This is a genomic window from Pseudomonas sp. D(2018) (assembly GCF_005502555.1).
GTDB lineage: Bacteria > Pseudomonadota > Gammaproteobacteria > Pseudomonadales > Pseudomonadaceae > Metapseudomonas > Metapseudomonas resinovorans.
Genome location: NZ_SCOK01000122.1, coordinates 1 through 1,100 on the forward strand (window position 1 = coordinate 1; position 1,100 = coordinate 1,100).

Here is a 1,100-nt window from a genome sequence, read left to right on the forward strand (position 1 = left end):
CACCCACTTCGCTACCCCCGTAAACAGGGGCCTGGAGGAACCACCAAGAAACGGGCTACCGCTCACGTCGGTCATTCCTTACATATCCAAGAACTTGGTCCGATATACCCAAAACACACAGATGATTATCGTGGCTGGGCATTTCGATGCAGCACTTTTCGTGATCAATTTATCTTGGAGTAAAGAATGAAAAAGCTCTCCCTCGCGTTCCTCACCATGTCCGTCATCGCCGCCAGCGGTTCCGCCTTCGCCGCCACCGCAGCTGGTCAGGGCCAAATCAACTTCACCGGCATGATCAACAACGACGCCTGCTCGGTCGAAGACGCCAAGGGCAAGGACAAATCCGTTTCCGTACCCATGGGCACCGTTTCCATCAAGGACATCGGCACCGACTCCGCACCCAACGGTGGCCGCCTGGCAGCCGCTGACTTCAGCCTGAAGATCAACTGCAACCAAGGCACCAAGGTTGCCATGCTGTTCGACGCCAAATCCGGCTCCGGCGTCGTTGCCGGTAAAAAGGTCCTGGCCCTGAACCCTGGCTCCAACACCGCCAAGAACATCGGCATCGCCATCATGGACATCGATGGCAACATCATCGACCTGAGCGCCCCGGCTACCGCCAAGATCGAGAGCGAGCTGAACGGTTCCGACGCCACCCTGACCTTCTCGGCCGCCTACGTCACCACCGCTGACCCGAAGTCCGCCACCGCGGGTAATGGTGACGCGACCCTGCCGTTCACCCTGCAGTACGATTAAGCAGATACGGCGTCCCTGAAGATGGGCGAGGCCACCTGGCCTCGCCCCCTCCCTGGTACCTGGTGGTAAAACCTATGCTCCGTCGTACGATCTCTGCCTGCCTGGGCGCACTGAGCCTGGTGCTGGCGTCCCAAACTTTCGCGGGAATATCCCTCAGCTCCACCCGCATCATTCTCAACAGCGCCGACAAAGAGGCCAGCGTCACCGTCCGCAATGGCGGCCAAGATGTCCTGGTCCAGTCATGGATCGATAGCGCAAATGACACGGACGCACCCCCGCCCTTTGCCGTGACCCCGCCCCTGGCACGCCTCCCGGCGAATGAGCAGCAGTTACTTCGCGTCCTG

The 1,100-nt window shown here is 59.9% G+C and carries 2 protein-coding genes; both read left to right on the plus strand.

Translation table 11 applies throughout. The annotated features are described in order from the left end of the window. Window positions 1-186: 186 nt before the first annotated feature. Window positions 187-756, plus strand: a complete 570-nt coding sequence (locus FFS60_RS28560) for a fimbrial protein (protein ID WP_028630423.1) — start codon at window positions 187-189, stop codon at window positions 754-756. A gap of 74 nt (window positions 757-830) precedes the next feature. Continuing rightward, window positions 831-1,100, plus strand: a 270-nt coding sequence (locus tag FFS60_RS28565) for a molecular chaperone (protein ID WP_137823897.1), incomplete at its 3' end; no start/stop codon positions are given.